The sequence below is a fragment of the Pediococcus sp. M21F004 genome (genome assembly GCF_051122535.1).
Lineage (GTDB): Bacteria > Bacillota > Bacilli > Lactobacillales > Lactobacillaceae > Pediococcus > Pediococcus inopinatus.
The window spans coordinates 1,042,678-1,057,407 of record NZ_CP177314.1 but is presented as its reverse complement, the minus strand read 5'-3'; the positions used below and the strand labels follow the sequence as shown (position 1 = coordinate 1,057,407).

The 14,730-nt window shown below is 39.0% G+C and carries 13 protein-coding genes; 9 read left to right on the top strand and 4 right to left on the bottom strand.

Translation table 11 applies throughout. The features are described from left to right. Nucleotides 1-27 precede the first annotated feature (27 nt). From ACLHK8_RS05565 to ACLHK8_RS05550, 4 genes are all read left to right on the top strand, one after another. Entirely contained in the window at nt 28-1,017 is a 990-nt protein-coding gene (locus tag ACLHK8_RS05565; RefSeq protein ID WP_063696626.1) for a ribose-phosphate diphosphokinase, read from the top strand. Between the two features lie 213 nt (nt 1,018-1,230). Beyond that, the gene (locus ACLHK8_RS05560; RefSeq protein WP_063696628.1) at nt 1,231-2,772 is read left to right on the top strand and encodes a MucBP domain-containing protein; all 1,542 of its coding nucleotides are present in this window, start codon (nt 1,231-1,233) and stop codon (nt 2,770-2,772) included. Nucleotides 2,773-2,916: 144 nt separating this feature from the next. Next, on the top strand, nt 2,917-3,240 hold the full coding sequence (locus ACLHK8_RS05555; RefSeq protein WP_063696630.1) for a DUF4870 domain-containing protein: 324 nt from the start codon (nt 2,917-2,919) through the stop codon (nt 3,238-3,240). Nucleotides 3,241-3,716: 476 nt separating this feature from the next. After that, complete coding sequence (locus ACLHK8_RS05550; protein WP_156486311.1) at nt 3,717-3,869, top strand: hypothetical protein; 153 nt, start codon at nt 3,717-3,719, stop codon at nt 3,867-3,869. 481 nt (nt 3,870-4,350) lie between these two features. Here ACLHK8_RS05550 and ACLHK8_RS05545 read toward each other — a convergent pair whose 3' ends face one another. Together ACLHK8_RS05545 and ACLHK8_RS05540 are read right to left on the bottom strand one after the other, a co-directional pair. Then, nucleotides 4,351-5,082, bottom strand: a complete 732-nt coding sequence (locus ACLHK8_RS05545) for a C40 family peptidase (RefSeq protein ID WP_434520224.1) — start codon at nt 5,080-5,082, stop codon at nt 4,351-4,353. A gap of 206 nt (nt 5,083-5,288) precedes the next feature. Continuing rightward, a complete protein-coding gene (locus ACLHK8_RS05540; RefSeq protein WP_323715343.1) occupies nt 5,289-5,726 on the bottom strand; it encodes a hypothetical protein in 438 nt (145 codons plus the stop codon). A 215-nt stretch (nt 5,727-5,941) separates the two neighbouring features. Between ACLHK8_RS05540 and ACLHK8_RS05535 the strand changes: the two genes are divergently transcribed. Both ACLHK8_RS05535 and ACLHK8_RS05530 read left to right on the top strand, forming a co-directional pair. After that, entirely contained in the window at nt 5,942-6,592 is a 651-nt protein-coding gene (locus ACLHK8_RS05535) for an MIP/aquaporin family protein (RefSeq protein WP_057774425.1), read from the top strand. A gap of 451 nt (nt 6,593-7,043) precedes the next feature. Continuing rightward, nucleotides 7,044-7,370, top strand: coding sequence for a heavy metal-binding domain-containing protein (locus ACLHK8_RS05530; RefSeq protein ID WP_434520223.1), 327 nt, complete (start codon nt 7,044-7,046; stop codon nt 7,368-7,370). 60 nt (nt 7,371-7,430) lie between these two features. On the opposite strand, the gene ACLHK8_RS05525 is transcribed toward ACLHK8_RS05530, so the two are convergent. Next, nucleotides 7,431-8,189, bottom strand: coding sequence for a potassium channel family protein (locus ACLHK8_RS05525; protein WP_434520222.1), 759 nt, complete (start codon nt 8,187-8,189; stop codon nt 7,431-7,433). A gap of 198 nt (nt 8,190-8,387) precedes the next feature. On the opposite strand from ACLHK8_RS05525, the gene ACLHK8_RS05520 reads away from it, so the two are divergent. Further along, nucleotides 8,388-9,359, top strand: a complete 972-nt coding sequence (locus ACLHK8_RS05520; protein ID WP_434520221.1) for an asparaginase — start codon at nt 8,388-8,390, stop codon at nt 9,357-9,359. Between the two features lie 70 nt (nt 9,360-9,429). Then, nucleotides 9,430-11,349: a M13 family metallopeptidase gene (locus ACLHK8_RS05515; RefSeq protein WP_434520220.1), complete on the top strand. Its 1,920-nt coding sequence runs from the start codon at nt 9,430-9,432 to the stop codon at nt 11,347-11,349. 311 nt (nt 11,350-11,660) lie between these two features. On the opposite strand, the gene ACLHK8_RS05510 is transcribed toward ACLHK8_RS05515, so the two are convergent. Further along, entirely contained in the window at nt 11,661-12,626 is a 966-nt protein-coding gene (locus ACLHK8_RS05510; RefSeq protein ID WP_434520482.1) for a hypothetical protein, read from the bottom strand. Nucleotides 12,627-12,911: 285 nt separating this feature from the next. Between ACLHK8_RS05510 and ACLHK8_RS05505 the strand changes: the two genes are divergently transcribed. Next, nucleotides 12,912-14,225 (top strand): NCS2 family permease, encoded by a 1,314-nt coding sequence (locus ACLHK8_RS05505; RefSeq protein WP_057774408.1) that lies wholly within the window; start codon nt 12,912-12,914, stop codon nt 14,223-14,225. Nucleotides 14,226-14,730: the final 505 nt, after the last annotated feature.

Sequence of the window (14,730 nt, the reverse complement as noted above, 5' to 3'; positions counted from 1 at the left end):
TCTTAAAAATCATTATTGGAGGATTTCATGTCTGGACAATATTCTGATCCAAAGCTGAAGATTTTTGCTTTGAATTCAAACAAGCCTTTAGCAGAAAAAATTGCTAAAGCAGTTGGTGTTAAGCTAGGTAAGACTTCTGTTGATCGTTTTAGCGATGGCGAAATTAGAATTAATATTGAAGAAAGCATTCGTGGGGACCAAGTGTATATTATTCAATCCACTTCGGCTCCTGTTAATGATAACTTGATGGAACTTCTAATTATGATTGATGCACTGCGGAGAGCAAGTGCACAGACCATCAATGTTGTGATTCCATATTATGGTTATGCACGTCAGGATCGTAAGGCACGTTCGCGGGAACCAATCACCGCAAAACTTGTGGCTAATATGATTGAAAAGGCTGGTGCAACCCGCATTATTGCCCTCGATCTACATGCGGCCCAGATCCAAGGATTCTTTGATATTCCCATGGATCACTTAATGGGCGCACCATTGTTAGCAGATTACTTTATTGAGCATCATCTTGATAAAGATTCTGTTGTGGTTTCTCCTGATCACGGTGGTGTGACACGTGCTCGTAAGTTAGCTGAGTTTTTAAAGGCTCCAATTGCCATCATTGATAAACGTCGTCCACGTGCTAATGTGGCCGAGGTTATGAATATTATCGGTGAAGTTAAAGGCAAACGTTGTATCATGATCGATGATATGATCGATACAGCCGGGACCATTACTTTAGGTGCACAAGCCTTGATGGATGCTGGCGCAACTGAAGTTTATGCTAGTTGTACGCATCCTGTTTTGTCAGGCCCAGCCATTGAAAGAATCGCTAACTCACCAATTAAAGAATTAATTGTGACAGATTCGATTAATTTACCTGAAGAAAAGAAAATTGAAAAAATTACCCAGATTTCAGTTGGTCCTCTAATTGGAGAAGCAATTCGCTTGATTCATGAAGACAAACCAGTTAGTCCACTGTTTAATAATCGTTTCAGTAAAGAAGAAGCATCACGAAATTAAATAATTTATGTTTGAATCCAGAAAGAAATGAATAATGTTTCTTTCTGGATTTTTTATCTTTAACAGCGGTATTAGTTTGTACGGTTAGATTAAAAATATAAAACAAAATTTAGTGTTAACGCTATCATTAATACTTGCAAGGTGGTAAGATTTAAGTGAAGGATAATAAAAAGATTCTGCACATTTGGCTGATTTTATTTGAAGGAGATAAAAATGAAAAAAACTGAATTGAAACAAAATCGGAAGTATGCGCTACTCGCAAGTACATTGCTATTTTCAGCAGGTATTTTAGGGATGGGTGTGACACCAAATCAAATAAATGCTGATACTTCAAACGTAGCTGCATCTTCCAAAGAAAATGTTGGTTCAACGTCTGAAACAGCAAAGGCAGATCTTTCGCAAACAAAGAAGGATGCTGATAAGGCAACAAGTCAAAAGGCAACTCAGAATACATTCAAACAGGTAACTGAGTATCAGAGTGAGTCTGGAGCAAGTTTGGCAACTGCTGATACGTCGGAGTTGAATACTGGTGAAAAGTATAGTTTTTCGGCACCTAAAAACGTTGCGGGTTATCAGGTTAACTACGCTAAAAGTACTTACACGTTGACTAATGAGGACGGCACGAATACTGGCTCATTCGCAGATTTTGGAATTGCAGCTGGTGTGGGTGGTGATCCAAGTAGTTGGACAGCCTCAGACTGGCAACAAGTCTTAGCTTTTCTAAATGAGACAACTGTTAACAACATTGGTGAAAATTACAGCATTACCTTAACTTATAAATATGATGTGGCTGAAACACAAGGAACGTTTAAACAAACGACTGAGTATCAAAATGCTGCTGGAAATGCGATTGCTGATTCCACGATTTCAGATCTTAAAGCTGGAGACAGTTATAGTTTAAGTGCGCCCAAGAATATTGCGGGATACAAGGTAAATTATGGGCAAAGCACTTACACGTTAAATAATGAAGATGGGGTCAACAGTGGTTCGGTAACGGACTTCGCAGAAGCTGCTGGCGTTGACGGTGATCCAAGCACTTGGACGACATCAGATTGGCAGACAGTGTTGAATTATATTAATAAGGAAGAAGTTCCTACTGGGGCAGTTGGCAAGGACTATGGAATTACGCTAACTTACAAATACGACGCAGTAAAACCAACCATCAATGTGACGCCAAAGCTTACAATTAAAAAGGGATCTAGCTTTAATCAACAAGATTTATTTAATTCCATTGTTTCTTCAACAGGAACAACGCTAAGTTATGCTGAAGCGATTGCTAATGGGAGCTTAGTTGTAACTGGGCCAAGCAATTTTAATACAAATATTGTTGGTAATCGTGGGACTTACACATTTACGTATACAGATCCAACTACAGGACTCTCTGTAACGGCGACTGGCGTGGTTGTTGTAGCGGTTGATAGTGGCTCAGAAAATCCCGGAACACCAGGTGGAGACGGCAACAACGGAAACGGTGGAAACTCAAATGGTAATGGTGGAACGAATTCCAACCAGAACCAATCCGGTAATCAAGGCAATGGATCAGGCCAAGGGACAAATCAAAATCCTACAGCTACTGGTCAAGAAACTTCAGGAACCAACAATGTGCAAAAAAATACTAGTTCGGTTTCGGCAAACAAAGAATTGCCACAAACAAGTGAAGCAAGTAGTATTGCCGGCAGAAACGTCGGATTTATTGGACTATTTTTAATGGCAACTCTTGCGCTGTTTGGATTAGCTAGAAAGAAACGCTATTAAACCCGAGTTATGAGCATTCAGGTACTAATTTAAAGAAAAAGGCAGTGGAATTCTATTTACTGCCTTTTTTGGTACTCATATTTCTATGTAAATCAGAAAAAATTAGGTAAAATAAGGTCATAAACTAATATGGAGGTTGCAATCATGACAATTGAAAATAAATTACTCAGTTCGCTCTCTTATTTAAGTATTTTGTTTCTTCCCGTTATATTTCCGCTGATCGTTTGGTTAGTAACGGCCAGTCGTCCTGAAACTCATCGCAATGCCTTGAATGCATTACTGTTACATCTTTTTCCGGCCCTTTTAATATTTGTTCTCCTTATTCTGGCAGGTGTTCATGGGCTGATTACAAATAACGCCCAGTCAACTGGTTGGATGATTGTGATTTTTGGTGGGCTCTGCGCAATCGTTGCAATAACGTTAACTATTTACAGTATTTACAAAGGAATTAAAATTTTGGTTGATTAATGATATGTCCGCTATAAAGCACGCTACAATGGGACTTATCAGGCTTATAAAAAATAATTAAAAAAGTTAAGTGTTTTCGTTGCAAACGGTTACATCACGTGGTAATATAATAAGTGAGGAAAGGGAAAAGTTAAAATTTCCGATTAACTCAAAATTCTCAAAGCGCCTTAGGTCAGTCGATAGTTGCCGATGGTGATCTAACGTAGAGGCGCAGCTGAAGATTATGTTGTGAAGGCTTATCATTCATGGGCATCACGTAGAAGTTTTGCTTGTTGAAAAACATGTGAGCAGTTTACAGTCAGAATTATGTGTTTAACTCAAAAGTTTGGATGCGCGATTTACGAGAGTATGATTTGATACCGTAAATCATGGGCATCGATAGATAAAAGTTTGGTGTTGAAGAACATTATGAGTTGTTAAGGTAGTTAGTACTTGGCTCGAAAAACCTGGATGTGCGGTTCGTGACTTGAAACGTCATGAGTCATGAGCATCGATTCAAAAAAGTTTTGATGTTGAAAGATATCAAGAGCAGTCAAAGTAGTTGGTACTTGGCTCAAAAATCTGGATGTGCGAATGATGGGTGCATGATCTTCTTGGTAAATGTTGCAACTGGTTTAGATTTAGATTAAATGTTTTTGTTGATATGTAGTTGAACTTCGGTTTAAGTAGGTGTTGCCAATGACAAGAGAAAACGTAAGTTAGAAATAACTTACAGAGTTCCAAATTATAAGAAAAATTGTGTAGTAAGAACAAATAGAAGTACGTTTGCGGAGGGTATTCAGCATAAAAAAACTTAATGCTTCCAAAACCGTCTTTAATCACCGTTAGCCTGTATTTTGTGTATGTATCAAGTGGGGTTCAAACTTACGCTGATCATATTAGCAGATTTTGATAACGACGATCACAGGTAGGTCAGGTTCACGACGGTAGAACAATAGAACAATGAAGGTGTAATGTTATTAACAAATTTGATTTTGAAGATGTTAATCGCGAAATCCTTTCCTCGTAGGTAGACTTTAAGCTTTGAGAAGAACTTAGAGTCTACTTTTTTTGCGTCTAAAAACAAAAAAATAGCAGCCATGGAGCGCTACTATTTGCGAACTATTTAGTTTAATAGAGAGTGGCTGGACGAGAATAACCAACGCAATGCCACCATGGAGAAGCAACCTTTTCGGTAATTACGCCCCGATTTTGAGCATCAATCATTTTACCGCTACCTACATAGATACCAACATGGGTGATGCGCTTTTTACTGCTACCGAAGAAAACCAAATCGCCTTTTTTCCGTGAACCAGTGGAAGCTTTTTTATACTTATTGTATTGAGATTGTGCGGTTCTTGGCAAAGTCTTGTTAACGGATTTCTTGTAAACATACTTTGATAAACCGGAACAATCAAAACGATTGGGACCAACAGCGCCATAAACGTAACGTTTGCCTAATTGCTTATGAGCATAACTATAAACCTTAGAGTAGAGCGCTGTTCCTGGCTTAACTTTAAGATAGCCATGCCAAACCCAACCAGAAGCCTTACCGTTAGAGCTAATTGCATAATAGTATTGAGTGCGAACACCGTTTCTTAAGATGACACGTGATTTGGTGACCCGCCAAGTGGTTCTTGGATAATTTTTTAAATAGTGGATAGTTTTGAAACTTACATAAGGTAGCTTACCGTTCAAGCTAAACATGTTTCCCTTAGCACTTGTCCGAACGTAAGGCTTTACGGCCACATTCTTTGTAGAAACAACCCGGAATTTAGTTGCAGCGTGTGCTTGCGTTGTTGAAACGGCGGTGATGCCGATAAAAATAGAAAGAATCGCGAATAGTTTTATTATGTATCTCATGACGTACCCCCGTACTAAATGTTTAATTACTATAATACGGGTTAAATATTACAACGAAGTAACTAAGCTGTCTCAATGCGATTAAGTAAAGAAGAAGGATTGAAACAAATTGACTAGTATTCAAAGGTAAATTGAGTTAGTAATATCGATTTAAAACAAAAAAAGAGCCACAAAATGGGGACTCTTAATGATTGCAAAATATGAAATTAATTAGCATTATCTAAAGGGACTTGTTTTGAAGCATGTTTTTTCTTGAGGAGACGAAGCTGATCTTTCAAGCTCTGGATTTTATCGTCATGCTTGATTTTCCAGTCTTTGTAGGTAGATCGAGTATCCGTGTCACCAATTTCAAGACCAGTTTCAAGCCAGAAAACAGCTTCGGTTAAGCTTGCAAAATTCTTCATCCATAATGTGTGACCGTTGTCCGAATCAAACGCAACGTATGATTTATAGTGCTTTGTAAGGTAGGTATGCTTCATGATTTTGAAAGCTTTACGCTGCCTTGTCAGTTTGTAATCGGGTAAAATAAAATGGCCTTGTGATTTGAGTTCTGGAACGTTATTATTGCGTTTTTGTTCTTTATAATCGGTTAAAAATTCTTTAGCTGTTGGTTCAGTGATTAGTTCAACATCGATTTGACTCATGGTCATTCCCCCTAAGATATAATAGTTATATTTTACCATAAGAATTAATTTTTTACTTATATAAACCCAGTAATTAGTACAATTTTAAAAGAGTTTTAAAAAAATAACTGCAATTCATAGAGCTTCCGGATTGAGTATTTTGTCAAAATCTTCTATAATTTTTACTAGATAGAGATTATTCATTATTATTAATATACATACGAGGAGATGGCAATATGCGAAAATATGTCGCAGAAATCATTGGAACTTTTGTTTTAGTTTTTGTTGGAACGGGTACTGTTGTAATTGCTAAGGGAAGTACTTTGACAATTGGATTGGCTTTTGGATTGGCAGTTACCATTATGGCCTACTCAGTGGGTGCCATCTCAGGTGGTCATTTTAATCCGGCAGTTTCTTTAGGGATGCTTTTGAACAAACGGATTAGTGGAAAAGATTTTATTGGTTATGTGATTTCGCAATTTATTGGTGCAATTTTGGCCTCCGCAATGGTGTTTGATTTAGTTCATGAACTAGGATTGTCAACAAAAAGCTTGGGTCAAACAGACTTTCCAAATATTTCTGTGGGTGGGGCTTTTATTACAGAAACCTTGGTCACATTCTTATTTGTGTTAGTTATTTTGTTGGTAACGAGTAAAAAATGGGGAAATCCAAATTTTGCTGGTTTAGTTATTGGACTGACATTGGGATTGATGATCATTGTGGCGTTAAACTTAACGGGCGGTTCATTGAATCCGGCAAGAAGTTTCGGGCCAGCGCTTTTTGCGGGCGGTTCGGCAATGGCACATTACTGGTTGTATTTGACGGCTCCGTTGGTAGGTGCAGTGTTGGCAGCGGGTGTGAGTCAGTTTTTGGGTAGTGAAGAATAAAGTGAGTGAGACAAATCGGTAAAAGGTCGGAAATAAGTGGGCTGGATGCGGGATCACAATCCCGCGGGAAGCATACTTATTTCCGGCCTTTTGATTTGTCGAGCTGTCCTAAAAAAAGTGAGTGGAATAAGCCGGTAGAAAGTTTCCTATAAGCGCACCGTAAGTGGGATCGTAATCCCGCAGTAGGCGTGCTTATAGGAAACTTTTTGGCTTATGGAACTGTCCTGAAGCTCAGCAGAAGAAGTAAACAAGGACGGCTTATGGAACTGTCCTAAAGCTCGGCGGAAAAAGGCAGTCAAGGACGTGCTGTCCAAAAAGTTTTTACGCCCGAACCGAATTCCAGCACCAACGTTGCCGCAAAACCGAAACTAAACCTAAAAACCAGTCTAAAGAATTGAGACCGATTTCATGCTATAATACAGGCATCAAATAAGATCTGGGGGAGCTCAAAATGGCAGACAAAATTTTAGTTTCGACAACAGAAACTATTCCAGGACATAATTATGAAGTGATCGGCGAAGTATTTGGGTTAACTACGCAATCTAAAAATGTATTTAAAAATATTGGCGCGGGGCTTAAAGGCATTGTCGGTGGTGAGATTAAAGCATACTCCGAATTGTTGACAGAAGCTCGGGATACGGCAATTAGTCGGTTACGCGATAATGCTACAGAGATGGGTGCAGATGCGGTAGTGATGATGCGCTTTGATTCGGACTCGATTAGCCAAGACATGGAAACAGTTGTGGCTTATGGCACAGCAGTTAAGTTGGTTGATTAATATTTCAAAAAAATAAGGCTCAAGAAAGCTAGAAATAGTTTTCTTGGACCTTATTTGAATTTAAGATTTCTTTTTATGATGAGGTTTTTTCTGAATTTTGGAAACTTGATTTTGCAGTTGGTTCACTTGATCGGAAAGGTCATCAATTTTCTTTAAGAGCAAACTTAAATCGTTATCCTGCGTGCTTGCTGTGTCGGAAGTGAAGAATCCGGTAATTGTACTGGTTAACAAACCAATAAAACCAATTCCGCCTAACATCAGGACTGCCGCGATGATTTTTCCAATTGTCGTATGGGGAAAAATATCACCGTATCCAACGGTGGTTGCAGTTGTAATGGCCCACCACAAAGCGTTTGAAAGAGAAATTTTTTCGACGATTGAGTAGAGAAGGGCACTTAAAACAACGATCACAACACTGATATATAGGAGATACACAAAGCCGGTTGCGTAAAAGAAGCGATGCACAGACTTGGTTAATTTACCGTCTAATCCTAAACGCCAAAAAATATGGTAATAACGAATGAGACGGATGACGCGCTCAATTCGAAAAATTGCAAAGATAGGATGTAACGGAATTAGTCCTAACATATCAAACGAGTTGTCGATGAGAAAGCTTTTCTTATTTTTGGAAAATCGAAACCGAACTAAATAGTCGACCAAAAAGATTGCCAGCATACTGTTCATAAAAATCCCAGATGGCCCGGTTAGTAAGTTTCCATGTGTAAAGAAAGTTGAAAAGGCTAACCCACTGGAAATAAGCGCCAGTCCGCCAATCGCTAAGTGATAACAAATAAGCCATTTTTGTTGTTTTTTAGACATATTATTCACCCATACTTTTACTTGTTAAGCTCATTTTAAACCTTTCACAAGCTGTGTAAATAGATGAATTTTGATTGCAAGAAAATTTTTAGGATTGAAATGCCAAATTGGGCTAGCAAGTCTGCTTTCAATCGATTAGAATCGAGGGAGAGTGTCTCAAAACGATTCCAAGCACAATCTAAATTAGGAGGCCCAACAATGAAAAAAATATTGGCACTACATACAGGTGGCACAATTTCGATGTCGGCAAATGAACTGGGCGAAGTTTCGACAAATAAGGAAAATCCTTTGTTAGACAGCCGTTTTATTGACGATAATATTGAATTGACAAACGAAACGATTTTAAATAAACCTTCAGAACACATCACACCCGCAGATATGTTTAAGATGCAACAACGCGTAAAAAAAGCTGAAACACAGGATTATGATGGCATTGTGATTACGCATGGGACAGATACGTTAGAAGAAACGGCCTATTTTTTGGATTTAACCTTGCCAAATCATTTACCAGTCGTTTTAACAGGGGCAATGCGGTCTTCTAACGAGCTCGGTTCAGATGGTGTTTATAACTTTCAAAGCGCAATTTTAACGGCTGCTGCAGACGAGTCTGTTGATAAAGGCGTTTTGGTGGTTATGAACGACGAAATTCACACGGCTCGCTATGTGACTAAAACGCATACTACGAATGTCGATACTTTTCGCACCCCCACGTTTGGACCAATTGGGTTAGTTGGCAAGCGCGGTATTCACTATTTTCAAGAATTAATTCAGCAAGCCGATGTGCAAGTTGATAAACTTAAACATAATGTGTATTTGTTGAAGGCCTATGCCGGCATGCCGGCTAGTTTGTTGAATTGTTTGGACCAAGAAGATACAAATGGGCTTGTCATTGAAGGCTTAGGTGCCGGGAACATGCCACTTGAAACGGTTGAAGCGATTCAGCAACTTATCGCCGATGATATTCCGGTAGTGATGGTTTCTCGCTGTTATAACGGGGTGGCTGAACCAATTTATGATTATCCGGGTGGCGGGATTGCGCTGGAACGAATGGGTGTCACATTCTGCCAGGGATTAAACGGACCTAAGGCGCGGATCAAGCTACTGGTCGGAATTAGTGCCGGGTTAACTGGTCAAAAGTTGCGCGATTATATTAGTAATGCAGTATCGTAAAATTAAAATTTTGTGAGAAAATTAAAAATGCGCTATACTATTGCTATCTAAAGAAAAAGGTTGGGATGAAATGGCTGATAAAACAAAATTAAGAAATGATTTTTATGATGCAGTAAATGGCGAATGGCTTGAAACTGCAGTAATTCCAGGAGACCACTCTTCGACAGGTGGTTTTATGGATTTAGTAGATGATGTGGACGAAAAATTAATGAGTGATTTTGCTGATATGAAATCTGGCAAGCTCGTTAATGAAGACCCATTGATGAAAGAATTTTTGAAGTTTTATGAATTAGCAGCAGACTTTAAAAAACGGGATCAAGATGGTGCCGCTCCTTTGAAACCATATATTGATAAAGTTGAAGCAATTTCTAGTTTTGAAGAGCTCAGCAAACAATTTAAAGAGTGGTCCGTTGAGGGCTTACCAACGCCATTTGATATTGGTGTGCAGCCTGATCTTAAGAGCCAGGGCAAAACTAAACTCAATGTGCTCTGGGCTGAAGGTGGCGGTTTGATTCTTCCTGACAAAACCTATTATGATAAAGATAATCAGGCTGGTCCCCAGCTTTTAGCAGTCTTTACACAAATGGTAGAGAAGTTACTCACAATGGTGGGCAAATCTGAAGATGAAGCTAAAAAAATGGTGGCGGATGCCAAACAATTTGATGCTTCGATGGCACCGTTTAAGAAAAATTCTGAAGAGATGAGCGATGTTGCCAACTTATATAATCCGATTGAATTTGATGAATTTGTCAAACAATTAGGTGAATTTAAGATTGGGGATGCCGTTGTTGAATTGTTAGGTGAAAAACCAAAGCAAGTGATCGTCACGGAACCGAAATTCTTTGAAAACTTTACTAAAATTGTTAATAAAGAGACTTTCCCAGCATTTAAAAATTGGGCAATTGTCAATGTCGTTCGTCATCTGGCAACGTATTTGGGTGAAGACTTCCGTCAAGTTGCTGGAACGTATTCACGAACTTTATCTGGTCAGAAAGCTGCAATGAAACAGGAAAAGAGTGCCTTTTATTTGGCACGGCGGATCTTTAGTCAAGTTGTTGGTGACTACTATGGCAAGAAGTATTTTGGTGAAAAAGCTAAGCAAGATGTTCATGATATGGTTGTAGCCATGACAGGTGTCTATAAACAAAAGCTCCAGAACAACACATGGCTTAGCAAGGCGACTCGTGAAAAAGCGGTTGTGAAGTTAAACGCGATGGATATCCACGTTGGTTATCCAGACAAAATGGAAGACGTCTTCAAGAAGTTGCATACAACCACAGCTGCAGAAGGTGGTAGTTTGCTAGAAAATATTCAGGCCTTTTCTAAAGTGTTTACTGAAGACGAACTCAGCAAATTTAATCAACCAGTCGACAAAGAAAAGTGGGAAATGAGTGCTGACACTGTGAATGCGTATTATTCACCAGAAGGTAACTTGATTTGTTTCCCAGCAGCGATTCTTCAAGCACCATTTTACAGTTTAAAACAAACAGCAAGCCAAAATTACGGTGGTATCGGAGCAGTTATGGCTCATGAAATTTCGCATGCGTTTGATCCGAATGGCGCTTTGTTTGATGAAAACGGAAGCTTGAATAACTGGTGGACAGACGATGATATGAAGGAATTCAAGAAGCGTTCGCAAGCCATGATTGATGAATTTGATGGACTTCCATATGCTGGCGGTAAGGTTAACGGTAAGTTAGTGGTAACCGAAAACGTGGCTGATGATGGTGGTTTGAGTTGTGCTTTGGGCGCAGCCAAGTTGACTGGTGATCCTGATTTAGAAGAGTTCTTTGTAAACTGGGCAACAGTATGGCGTAGTAAGGCGACAAAGGAACGCAAACAATTACTCCTTTCAATTGATGTGCATGCCCCAGATAAGTTGCGGGCAAATGTGCAGGTTAAAAACTTTGATGAGTTTTACGAGACTTTCAATGTGCAACCTGGCGATGGTATGTACTTGGCACCGGAGAAACGGGTGCAAATCTGGTAGTGAGTGGATTGAAGCGGTAGGACAATAAAATATAAGCGTGCCGATAGTGGGATCGCAATCCCACGGTAGGCATGCTTATATTTTTTGTGCTGCTTCAAGGAACTGTCCTAAGGGTAGTGAGTGAGATAAAGCGTTAAAGGCCGGAATATAACTGTCCTGGATGCGGGATTGCAATCCCGCTGGAGGCGTGCTTATTCCTGATCTTTTGGTTTGTTGAGCTGTCCTAAAAACAGTGCATAAAATTCAAAGAATAAAAAAACACCAACCAATCATTTTTGAAGTGATCAGTTGGTGTTTTTAGATACCAAAATTTATTTAGTAATATAAATATAAAGGTGAGTGGTTGAATAACCAACTGCAAATTTGACACCGTTAGATTTAATCACGTTAGTCGCAGTCGAAGTACTGCTACTATTTTTTGCATCTTTTTGTAATTTTTCAAATTGTTTCATAACTGACTTGTAGTTTGCGCCTAATTCATTAGACAATAGCGCAAAAACAGTTCCAAAATCTTTTTGACCATCTTTTTGTTTCATGGCTTTTACAGGCACGATAAGGGTTAAGCCCATTAAGTTCTTGTCCTGATAGTTGGCCCGAACGGTGTAATTGTTTTGGGTAATCACATTTTTTACACCATTTGATAGGGTAGTAGGTAATAATTTGTCTTTGTTTTCTTTCTTAGCAGTTGCCATTGCAGCCTGGACTTCTTTGCCTTCTTTTTGAAGGGCAGTCATTTCTTTTGCTTGGGCCTGTAATTTTGCAAGAGCAGCCTTTTGTTGGGATGCAGGAAGTTTAGCAATCACTGCTTTGGCCTTAGCTGCTGAAGTTGTTGTCGATGAACTAGCTTTAGCCTTTTTTTCAGCCGCCGCTAAATCCTTAGCTTTCTTTTGATCAGCTTTTGATAGAGACATCCCAATGACTGCCTGGTTATAGCTAGCGGAAATTGTTTTGTATTTGCCAAGTGCCTTGGTTTTATTAATAGTAACTTTTTTAGTGATGACGTCAGAATCTTTTTGAGATGTAACGACAACAGTTTGCTGCTTAGTTTTAGCGGGAACTTCGATTATATAAGCACCATCAGTATTTTTGACAGCCTTTTTTGATTGGTTATCAATTTTGTAACTTATTTTGGCATTTTTACTCGTCTTTCCTTTAATGACGGCTACCATTCCACTCGGCGTTTTCGTGGATGCGCCAACGGATAATTTATGATTGCCACAACCAGCTAACGTGGCGAGCGCCAATAGACCAATAACCCCAGTTAACAACTTTTTCATAATGTACCATCCTTTAATTTTACGTTTATACGTGTCCGATATGACAAACTGTCATAAACATGAATTATACACCCTTATTATAAGAAATACGAGAGCCAATCATCTGAATTTTAAATAAATTTAGATTGCTTTTTTAAACCATTTGCAAATGCAAAATAATATAAAGTTTGTGTTTTACTTTGAAACGATTTTATAGTAAGATGTATATTGTAGTTTTGATAGCAAAACACGAACAAACATAGAGAGCTAATTTAAAATTAGCAAGGCTAAGGGAGAAATGCAGTTATGGGAGAAAAGATTAAGAATTATTTTGAGATCGATCAGTTACATACAACCGTGAAACGGGAAATCTTGGCAGGATTTACCACGTTCATCTCAATGGCCTACATTTTATTTGTGAATCCAAGTGTCTTGGGAGCTTCAGGAATGGACAAAGGGGCTGTGTTTACAGCCACAGCCTTAGCTAGTGCGTTGGGTTGTTTTTTGATGGGAGTGCTTGCTAAATATCCAATTGCAACAGCACCAGCATTAGGAATTAACGCCTTTTTCGCTTATTCAGTTTGTATCGGGATGAAGATTCCTTGGCAAACAGCATTGGCCGGCGTTTTTGTTGCTTCGTTGATTTTTATTGTCATTACAATTTTTAAATTACGTGAAATGATTATTAATGCCATTCCTGCAGATTTGAAATACGCGATTTCTAGTGGGATTGGGTTGTTTATTGCTTTTATTGGTTTACATGATGGTGGTTTGATCGTCGCGAATAAATCGACAGTGGTTGGTTTAGGCTCATTGGGAGTTGCCACAACCTGGTTAACAATTTTTGGTTTAATTTTAACTGCAATTTTAATGGTTCGTCGTGTACCAGGTGGAATTTTTATTGGTATGGCAGCAACTGCAATTTTAGGTTTGTTAACTGGTTTGATTAAAGCACCAGCTCAATGGGTATCAGCTGCTCCAAGTTTGAAACCAACATTTATGGTTGGTGTGCGACATATTGGTGATATTAATACAGTCCAATTATGGGTGGTTGTTTTAACATTCTTATTGGTTACTTTCTTTGATACAGCTGGTACCTTGGTTGGTTTAGCACAGCAAGCTGGATTTATGAAAGATAATAAAATGCCACGAGTTGGTAAAGCTTTGATGTCAGATTCGACTGCAATGTTGGCTGGTTCAGTCTTTGGAACTTCACCAGTTGGCGCGTATGTTGAATCTTCAGCCGGAATTGCCGTTGGTGGTCGTTCTGGATTAACGGCTGTGACAACCGGAGTATTGTTTATCTTGGGATTATTCTTCTCACCAATGTTAGCTGTTGTCACGAGTCAGGTAACAGCACCAGCGTTGATTATTGTTGGGGTATTGATGGCACAATCCATGAAACATATTGCTTGGGAAAAAATGGAAATTGCCATTCCAGCATTTTTGATTTTGATCGGAATGCCATTGACGTATAGTGTTTCGGATGGGATTGCCCTTGGGTTTATTACGTACCCAATTACAATGATTGCTGCAAAACGAGGTAAGGAAGTGCATCCGATTATGTACGGATTGTTCTTCGTGTTTATCTTCTTCTTGTATATTTTGAACAAAGGCTAGTGAGTGAGACAAGTCGGTAAAAGGCCGGAAATAAGTGTGCTGTATGCGGGATCGCATCCCGCGGGAAGCATACTTATTTCCGGCCTTTTGACTTGTCGAGCTGTCCTAAGGCTTAGCGAAGAGGTGCAGGTAAGGGAAGTATGCGGGATCGCAATCCCGTTGGAAGCATACTTATTTCCGGCCTTTTGACTTGTTAAGCTGTCCTAAGTAAGGCTTAGCGGTAAATGACTAAAAGGTAAAAACTTATGGAATAAAAGATGGTTCACATGTAAAATGGCAGTCAGAATTTAACGCTTTTTTCTTCATTTTTTTGTCGTGTTAGTATCATTACTAAAATTAGTGACAGAAGTTTTTCTTGGATTGAATTTTTTGGTAGTAGATGACGACTTTTTATCAGGAACTGACCACGTGTGTGCCCACCATGCGGCATTAGTGCTATCTTGTTTACTGGAGCTAACAACATTAGTGTCAAAGGAGGCCTTGTGTTTGCTATACGATGATAAAC

Bases quoted from the DNA above. Each gene is read 5' to 3' on its own strand.
- ACLHK8_RS05565 (WP_063696626.1), top strand. From the start codon at position 28: ATGTCTGGACAATATTCTGATCCAAAGCTGAAGATTTTTGCTTTGAAT.
- ACLHK8_RS05560 (WP_063696628.1), top strand. From the start codon at position 1,231: ATGAAAAAAACTGAATTGAAACAAAATCGGAAGTATGCGCTACTCGCA.
- ACLHK8_RS05555 (WP_063696630.1), top strand. From the start codon at position 2,917: ATGACAATTGAAAATAAATTACTCAGTTCGCTCTCTTATTTAAGTATT.
- ACLHK8_RS05550 (WP_156486311.1), top strand. From the start codon at position 3,717: ATGAGTCATGAGCATCGATTCAAAAAAGTTTTGATGTTGAAAGATATC.
- ACLHK8_RS05545 (WP_434520224.1), bottom strand. From the start codon at position 5,082: ATGAGATACATAATAAAACTATTCGCGATTCTTTCTATTTTTATCGGC.
- ACLHK8_RS05540 (WP_323715343.1), bottom strand. From the start codon at position 5,726: ATGAGTCAAATCGATGTTGAACTAATCACTGAACCAACAGCTAAAGAA.
- ACLHK8_RS05535 (WP_057774425.1), top strand. From the start codon at position 5,942: ATGCGAAAATATGTCGCAGAAATCATTGGAACTTTTGTTTTAGTTTTT.
- ACLHK8_RS05530 (WP_434520223.1), top strand. From the start codon at position 7,044: ATGGCAGACAAAATTTTAGTTTCGACAACAGAAACTATTCCAGGACAT.
- ACLHK8_RS05525 (WP_434520222.1), bottom strand. From the start codon at position 8,189: ATGTCTAAAAAACAACAAAAATGGCTTATTTGTTATCACTTAGCGATT.
- ACLHK8_RS05520 (WP_434520221.1), top strand. From the start codon at position 8,388: ATGAAAAAAATATTGGCACTACATACAGGTGGCACAATTTCGATGTCG.
- ACLHK8_RS05515 (WP_434520220.1), top strand. From the start codon at position 9,430: ATGGCTGATAAAACAAAATTAAGAAATGATTTTTATGATGCAGTAAAT.
- ACLHK8_RS05510 (WP_434520482.1), bottom strand. From the start codon at position 12,626: ATGAAAAAGTTGTTAACTGGGGTTATTGGTCTATTGGCGCTCGCCACG.
- ACLHK8_RS05505 (WP_057774408.1), top strand. From the start codon at position 12,912: ATGGGAGAAAAGATTAAGAATTATTTTGAGATCGATCAGTTACATACA.